At 36.2% G+C, this 8,295-nt stretch carries 5 protein-coding genes; all 5 read left to right on the plus strand.

Annotation, left to right across the window (positions count from 1 at the left end; genetic code table 11):
* Positions 1–341 precede the first annotated feature (341 nt).
* Positions 342–530, plus strand: coding sequence for a hypothetical protein (locus tag IQ228_RS15775; RefSeq protein ID WP_027404605.1), 189 nt, complete (start codon positions 342–344; stop codon positions 528–530).
* A gap of 525 nt (positions 531–1,055) precedes the next feature.
* Positions 1,056–1,439, plus strand: coding sequence for a HetP family heterocyst commitment protein (locus tag IQ228_RS15780; protein ID WP_027404604.1), 384 nt, complete (start codon positions 1,056–1,058; stop codon positions 1,437–1,439).
* A 1,853-nt stretch (positions 1,440–3,292) separates the two neighbouring features.
* Positions 3,293–3,889 (plus strand): helix-turn-helix domain-containing protein, encoded by a 597-nt coding sequence (locus IQ228_RS15785; protein ID WP_027404603.1) that lies wholly within the window; start codon positions 3,293–3,295, stop codon positions 3,887–3,889.
* A gap of 21 nt (positions 3,890–3,910) precedes the next feature.
* Entirely contained in the window at positions 3,911–6,631 is a 2,721-nt protein-coding gene (locus IQ228_RS15790) for an ABC transporter transmembrane domain-containing protein (RefSeq protein WP_193963488.1), read from the plus strand.
* A gap of 65 nt (positions 6,632–6,696) precedes the next feature.
* The gene (locus IQ228_RS15795) at positions 6,697–8,232 is read left to right on the plus strand and encodes an HlyD family efflux transporter periplasmic adaptor subunit (protein WP_193963490.1); all 1,536 of its coding nucleotides are present in this window, start codon (positions 6,697–6,699) and stop codon (positions 8,230–8,232) included.
* Positions 8,233–8,295: the final 63 nt, after the last annotated feature.

An 8,295-nucleotide genomic window follows, 5' to 3' on the forward strand; every position in this document is an offset into this window, starting at 1 on the left:
CTTGTATCCATTTGTAAAAAACGTAAATCCATAAAATGCTTACACAGTAAGAGCTTTGGTTGAAATAAGTGTAAATTTAAGCATTTGTTTTTCTGATAAAAATTTAATTCATTTGGGTACATACGTTCATTAAAACTATTTATATACTAGGAGATTAGGTAGACCATGTTAGTGGTGTTTTTGTCTTGTATGACAATGATAACATCTGCCATTGAGATTAAAGTGGGGGGTAACACCCCTCATTTTTTGCCAAGTGGGGACAAAACCCAAACTTGCACAAGACATAAGTAAATATCTAGATAAGTTCAGTAAATTTAACTTAAATCTTGCCACCTTGGCAGATGACATTAGCGACAAAAAATAGTATAAATAAAAATGTGGCTTTTGAAATTGAGAAATTAATGGTTTTCCTGATTCCACTGGTGCAATTGTCAGCTTTTACAGCAAAGGCGGCAGAATCAATGGTAAGAAGTTATACAGCAGTAACTAGGGTGAAGCCAAAAATTTCCACTTGGAAGTTTCAACAGTAAACAACGGCATCTACGAAAAGCTATGTCGAACTCAATTCCTCTCGGTAGAAATCAGAAAATTTGGTAAATTTTTACCTTTGATTCATTAGTAAGTATAAATCTGAAGCCCAGACGCAATTAATACATATTATCTCTGTGAGCTATAGATATTACTAATTGAAAACTGTAAAACTTCCTAGAAAATCAGGGTATACACGGCAAGCACAGTAGTACAGAGGCTTGATTAAAAACAATCAGGTTTTCAATCACAGGTCAGGTTATGAAAAAAATCATCAGGTCAAATGCGTTTTTTAGCTCAGTTCAACGGGTGGTTTTAGAGATGCAGTTCTCTAAAATCCGTTCTATCCAGGTATCCATGTTGGCAATTACCGTATTTTTGCAACAAGTTGTTACTATTTTCCACATCTGCCACCAATTGATTATTTATAGGTTCTGGTCATTCCCGCAACCGCAATTTGGCTGAAGACCATCGCATTTGCAGAAACTGGACTAATTTATTTACTCAATTCAAAAATAACTAAGATCATGAATCAAGATATTGCTGGCAGTGGTAACAACTTAGAACCAAAAATCCATCCCGAACAGTTAGACCAAGTAGTCGAAGCGATTTTAGCAGGGAAGTATTCTTGGGCTTGTGTTTTAATGTTACGATTCGTGGGCTATAATCCAATGCACTATATCCCTTATCGGACTTATAACCGCATTCTCAAAGAAAATGCTCGTATGAGTCGCTCCCATCCCCAAAATAATGAAACTCTAAAAATTGCTAACTCCACCACAGAGAAAAGATCCGAAGGTAATCTGGCATCTAACTGTTTAAGTAAGATTAAGGATATAGCCTATATGGAAGTGGGAGGAAAACATCATGCTGAATCACGCGCCAACGGTAGAGAAAAAAAGTCGGCATAGTTGCTGATAATCTCGTAATTGCTTGTTACTCAGATCAGTTGATCGGCAATGTGAGTAACTGCAATTACTGACTTGTTGTAAAAATCTGCCAGAATGGCAAATACACACTGATAACATCCTATAGATTAGAAATAGCAACCTAAACAAAGATTCATGGCAGACTAATTGCATTTTTCCCAAAAACTGTTTGCGTTTGCCCATGAAAGACCAGACTAATTGCGGTTTTCCCAAAAAACTGTTTGCGTTTGCTCATGAAAGAGCAGACTAATTGCATTTTTCCCAAAAACTGTTTGCGTCTGCACCACATGAAAGATAGGGTCTGATTGTTTTGGCATTCAGTTCCTGATTAATTAAATAAATTCTTCATTAAGACTGATGAACCATAACTAAAGGTGGTTCTTTTTCCTAAGAAGTCTGAATGCTTTTCAATTAGGGTGGTGGATTACCCTAATAAAATTGATATGGCTAGATAACTTCTACTACCAAATTTTCTGTAACTGAGGTTTGGCTAACTTTAGTTATTAAGGTAGGTGAGGAAAGGGAAGGATTATGGTCAAATCATGCTCTTACTTACAAATTTTTACTGTTATGTCAATTGGCAATTGATATAACGTTGACACTCCCCGCTCTCTAAAGAGACGGGGATTCTTAAAACCAAATAAATAATCTTAATGCCGATATCAATGCGCCTCTACTGATTTCAGTAGAACTTAATCCTAGTAGTCTGTCAAATAAATTTTGACGGATAAAGAAAAAATGAACCACGTTCGCGGAGCGTGCCGTAGGCATTAGGGCGCAAAGAGCGCGAAGGAAGAAGGAAGAAGAAAAATTTATTTACCCGTCAATTAGTTCTTGACAGACTACTAAGTAGGTGAACACAATAAAACCAATCTGTGTAACGATACCTTGTCCAAATCGAAAAAAGTCTTGATTTGTAGGTTGGATTGAGGTACGTTCACGTATCCCAGACGGGAGGCGTTAGCCATAGTGTGGCGATAGCTTGCGTGGCGACGTAGGAGCCATAGCCATAACCCAACAAATGCGTCGGGTTGCGCTGTCGCTTAACCTGACCTACAAAAAATGGACAAGGTATTGGTGTAAAGAAAAGTAAAATCGCCCAAACCCTCTTCACTCTTGCCTCTTGCCTCCTCTTACCTCTCGCCTTGCTATAACGACAATTTTCAACGCCAATCTACTTACTCGATATATTTTTATCAACTTTAAGTTAATATGAATTTTCTATAAAGTCTTCATGAAGTTTAGATGAAGATTTTATTTTTTATATAAATTTTAGAACAAGATGTAGCAGAATTTAAAGATAAGAACTAAAGCTTTGTCACTTTTTTATCTAAACTAAATGACTAACGCCATGCTATCAGACAAACAATTTCATATTTAAGAAAGTTTGCTGATGAGAGTTTTCTATTTTTAGGATAGTGTAAGAGATAGATTACATCCTGCTTAAGTTTATTTAGTGTGAGGCTACAATTTTTGAAAAGTTACGTAATTGTTAGTTAGTTATAACTGCATAAATTAATTAACTGAAATACCAGTGTTTATCAATAGACTCCCATCTCAATTAGGGGTAATATCATTCCCTATGTAGATTTTTGGCATTAGCAAGCTAAATCTTGGGAGTTTGTTTATGGGTGTTTTGCCAGACAATGCTGTTTATTGGGGGGACACAACAGCTATGCCTGTTACATAGATATTGAAAATTAAATGAATATTCAGGAAACATCCTACAGATTAAATATTGCATATCTGTGAAAGTTTTTGCATCTGGATTTTAGGAATAGATGTAATAGATGAATTTGCCCGAATCTGAAAGTAGAAAGCAACTGGTAAGAATTATGTCATCTTATTCTCATCAAGATCAGGTTGTGAATATTTACGATAATTATGAAAGTAAGTTTTTAACACCTTTTCAGCGAAAGGTGTTGCTAAAAAATTTACAAAATAATTCGCAACCAGAATATCGGCGACGAATTGAGATTATGTTGTTAGCAGATATGGGAAAGTCACAAACTCATATTTGTGAAATGATTGGTTGTTCTCAGGAGATGGCGAGATACTGGATCGGTATTGCTGAGGCGGGGATGGCGCATAAATGGAATCAGCGACCATTGGGTAGACCAAAGATTGTTAATGATGAATATATTGAAAGATTAAAGGAATTAGTTAATTGTAGTCCCCGTGAATATGGCTATGCTTTTGGTGATTGGACGGCTCAATGGTTGAGTAAACATTTGGCGAAGGAGTTGGGAATTCAAATTAGCGATCGCCATATTAATCGCCTCCTTAAACAAATGGGACTGTCTACTAAACGCAAAAGTTCCCCATTGATAACTACTGAAAATCAGGATTTAGCAATTAAAATTAGTGATTTGCATTCTCTACCTGAACCTAGTTTTCATTGGTCATTTAATCTCATGCAGACCAATAAATAATAGTGTTTTGGAGGTTAGGAAGTGCTATCAGCGTTTTCTCAGGAACAATTAGCTACATATATTAAGCAAGTCTTGGGTGATGGATTATCAGATCAAGTAGTTAAAGATTGTATCCAGGCTTTAGAAATTATTGAGCCACCTGTAGCAAAGCAATTTTGGCAAGCGACTACAGCCAAGCCGGGAATTTATATTGTGCTGTCGGGTAAGGTAAGATTGCTTGATAGCTCCAACAATTTAATTAATACTCTCACGCCAGGATTATCATTTGGGGAGTTAACTTTATTTCCAGACCAAGATTTTAGCAGTTATGTTGCTAGAGCCTCTGTGAATTTAAAGGTTGCCTATCTTCCCGAAAAAACGGTAAAAAAGGTCATGGGAGAATTTCCTCCTGTTTATAATTTTTTGCTGAATAAGGCAGAGTTAATTAACAGTCCTAAGTCTCCAGATATACCGATTGTTGAATTGCCAAGAAATGGCAAAGTTGTTAATTTCTCTCAACCAATTATTCCCCCACCAACATCAACAAAGAAACCCTCTCAATATTTTCCTGTTCCTACTGTTATTGCTGGCAATTGGTGGCGGAAATTTACTAAACGCTACCCATTTTTTGAACAACAAAGTGCTGCGGATTGTGGTGCTGCTTGCTTAGTTATGATTGGTCGTTATTGGGGGAAAAACCTGAGTATTAATCGGCTGCGGGATCTGGCTAATATTAGCCGGAGTGGTGCATCTATGCGAAGTTTGAGTGCAGCGGCGGAAAGCCTTGGTTTTGCTACCCGTCCGGTAAAAGCCAGTTTGGATAAATTTGCTCAACAGCCTTTACCAGCGATCGCTCATTGGCAAGGTAAACATTACATTGTTGTCTATGAAATTACCAAAAAACAGGTAATTATTGCCGATCCTGCCATTGGTCAACGTCGGCTGACTACCAAGGAATTTCTCACAGGTTGGACTGGTTACGCTTTACTATTACAACCTACAGCTTCCCTCAAAAAAACGCCAGAAGCTAACACGCCATTTTGGCAGTTATTGGATTTAGTTAAACCTCATTTTCAGGTTCTCCTAGAAGTCTTTCTGGCTTCGGTATTAATTCAGATATTTGGATTAATCACGCCTTTATTTACTCAACTCCTATTAGATAGAGTTATTGTTCAAGGCAGTGTTTTAACTTTAAATACTGTCGGGTTTGGATTGTTAATTTTCGGCTTGTTTCGGGTTGCCATTAATGGCTTAAGACAATATTTACTAGATCACACAGCCAACCGCATTAGTATTGCCTTGATGGTAGGTTTTATTAAACATACATTTAGTCTACCGCTGGCATTTTTTGAATCTCGTTATGTCGGAGATATTGTTTCCCGTGTCCAAGAAAATCAAAAAATCCAACGTTTTTTAACTGGTGAAGCTCTTTCCATTGGATTGGATTTACTAACAGTCTTTATTTATGTGGGATTAATGTTTTGGTATAGTCCACCAATGGCATTAATGACATTAGCAATTGTGCCGCCATTTGTGATTTTAACATTCTTTGCTACACCATTTTTGCGGCGGATTAGTCGGGAGGTATTTACAGCAGGAACACTGGAAAATAGTTATTTAATTCAAAGCTTGACTGGCATTTCTTCGATTCGCTCAATGGCTATTGAACAAACGGTGCGTTGGCATTGGGAAGAATTGCTAAATAATTTAATCAAAAAGAACTTTAGTGGTCAAGTAATTGGTAATCAACTGCAATTAGTTAGTTCTACTATTCAATCTTTGGCAAGTACAGGATTATTATGGTTTGGAGCTTGGTTGGTTATTCAAAATCAACTTACCATTGGTCAATTAGTTGCCTTTAATATGTTATTAGGCAATATTATTCAGCCTTTCCAAAGATTAATTATTTTGTGGAATCAGTTACAGGAAGTAATTGTTGCTACAGAACGAATTAATGATGTCTTAGAAGCACAACCAGAGGAAGATTTAGAACATAAACCTCGGCAATTTTTACCAAGATTAATGGGGAGAATTAGCTTTAATAATGTTACCTTTCGCTATCATCCTGAAAGTGAGATTAATATTTTAGAAAATCTCAGTTTTGAAATCTTGCCTGAACAAACTGTAGCAGTTGTTGGTCGCAGTGGTTCTGGAAAAACAACACTTTCTAAGTTGATTTTGGGTTTATATCTAGCGACAGATGGAAGAGTTATGATTGACAATCAAGATGTTACTAGTATTTCCTTACATTCCTTGCGATCGCAAATTGGAGTTGTTGATCAAGATACCTTTTTATTTGGAGGAACAATTCGGGAAAATATCACAATTGCTCATCCAGAAGCCTCTTTAGAAGAGATTATGGAAGCAGCCAGACTTGCAGGTGCAGATGAGTTTATTAAAAGAATGCCAATGGGTTATGAAACTCAAATTGGTGAAGGGGGAGGAATGTTATCTGGAGGACAACGCCAACGGTTAGCAATTGCCCGCGCATTATTAGGAAATCCCCGACTTTTAATATTAGATGAAGCCACAAGTCACCTGGATGCCGAATCAGAACGGATTATTCAGAACAACCTCAAAAAAATCCTGCAAGGACGTACAAGTGTAATTATTGCTCACCGTCTTTCCACAGTTCGTCATGCTGATCTAATTTTAGTCTTAGATCGTGGTGTTTTAGTAGAAAGCGGTACACATGAACAATTAATCGCCAAAAGAGGACATTATTTCTATCTTAATCAACAACAATTAGCACAAAAAAATTAATTTTCACCATATCCCCGACTTCTTCAAGAAGTCGGGGATATATAACCAAAATTCTCTAATTATTTATGCCACAGTCAGTTTACACCCAACCAACTACTACTATAAAGCCGCAGCGTCAACCTGAATCTAATGCTGTAATAACAAACCAGCAAATCCAGATATTAGATAAAGCCAAGGATTGGTTTTATGGCACAGAGGAATTATTAGATGCTTTACCAAAAGCATGGACTCGTTCCATGTTGTATTTACTAGTTAGTTTTGCTACCGTTATTTTGCCTTGGGCAATGTTAACTAAAGTTGATGAAACGGGTAATGCTAGTGGGAGAATAGAACCCAAAGGAGCAACACAAAAATTAGATAGTGCGGTAACTGGTAGTGTTGTTAATGTCAATGTTAAAGAAGGAGCAACTGTTAAAGCTGGACAAGTTTTATTAGCAATGGAATCTGATGTTTTACAAACAGAAATTCAACAAGCACAATCTAAATTAGAGGGGTTAATTAATCGCCAATCTCAACTAGAGATATTAAGGAATCAAGTCTTAATGTCAATTAATATTCAACGTCAGCAAAACCAATCTCAATCATTAGAAAAAATTGCTCAACTTAATCAAGCTAAACAAACATTTGAGACTAAAAAAAGTGCTTATGATTTCCAAGATTTGGAAAAATTAGCTCAAATTGATCAGGCAAAACAGAATATACAATCTAATCAAACTAACTACAGATTAGCTACAAGTCGCTTACGTCGAGATATTTCGGAAGTTCAACGTTATCGTCTGCTATTAAAGGAAGGAATAATTGCTCAAACTAAAATAATAGAATTAGAAAAAATTGCTGAAGAAAGTCAACGTTCTCAAGAAGAAGCAAAATTTAATCTGCAAACAGCAAAGTTAAAACTAAAGGAAGAAGTCAGTCGTTATCAGTCACTAATGAATCAAGTTAGATCAGATATTGAACAGGCAAGACTACGGTTAGAAGAAGAAGAAAGTCGTTATAAAAGTTCTCTAAAAGGCGGAGAATTAATTTTATTGAAAAGTCAAGAACAGTTTAAAGACATTCAAAATCAAATCATTTCCCTTAAATCAGAAATGATGCAGACAAAAGGACAGATTACAGCCTTAAATTTACAACTAAAACAGCGAACTATCCGTTCTCCCATTGATGGAATAATTTTTGAATTACCTATTAAAAAATCTGGTTCTGTTGTCCAAGTAGGACAAATGATTGCTCAAATTGCTCCCGAAAATGCTCCCTTGATCTTGAAGGCACGTATGCCTAGTCAAAATAGTGGTTTTGTCAAGGCAGGAATGCCAGTCAAAATTAAATTTGATGCTTATCCTTTCCAAGAATACGGAATTGTGTCAGGACGTATTAGTTGGATTTCACCTAACTCTAGAGTTCAAGAAAATAGTTCTAACCGCATAGAAACTTATGAATTAGATATCGCTTTAGAAAATCCTTATATTCAAGTCGGTAACAAACGGATTCCTATTACCCCTGGACAAACAGCAAGTGCGGAAGTAATCATTCGTCAGCGTCATGTTATTGACTTTATCTTAGATCCATTTAAGAAGTTGCAAAAGAGTGGTTTAGAGCTTTAAATAAAATTAGTATCGAAGACATAATTTAATAAGTTATGTCTTTTTTTAAAGGCTTTAATATGC

It is taken from the genome of Dolichospermum sp. LEGE 00246 (assembly GCF_015207865.1).
Lineage (GTDB): Bacteria > Cyanobacteriota > Cyanobacteriia > Cyanobacteriales > Nostocaceae > Dolichospermum > Dolichospermum heterosporum.

Excerpts from the sequence above, each read along its gene's own strand:
- IQ228_RS15775 (WP_027404605.1), top strand. The coding sequence starts at position 342 with ATGACATTAGCGACAAAAAATAGTATAAATAAAAATGTGGCTTTTGAA.
- IQ228_RS15780 (WP_027404604.1), top strand. The coding sequence starts at position 1,056 with ATGAATCAAGATATTGCTGGCAGTGGTAACAACTTAGAACCAAAAATC.
- IQ228_RS15785 (WP_027404603.1), top strand. The coding sequence starts at position 3,293 with ATGTCATCTTATTCTCATCAAGATCAGGTTGTGAATATTTACGATAAT.
- IQ228_RS15795 (WP_193963490.1), top strand. The coding sequence starts at position 6,697 with ATGCCACAGTCAGTTTACACCCAACCAACTACTACTATAAAGCCGCAG.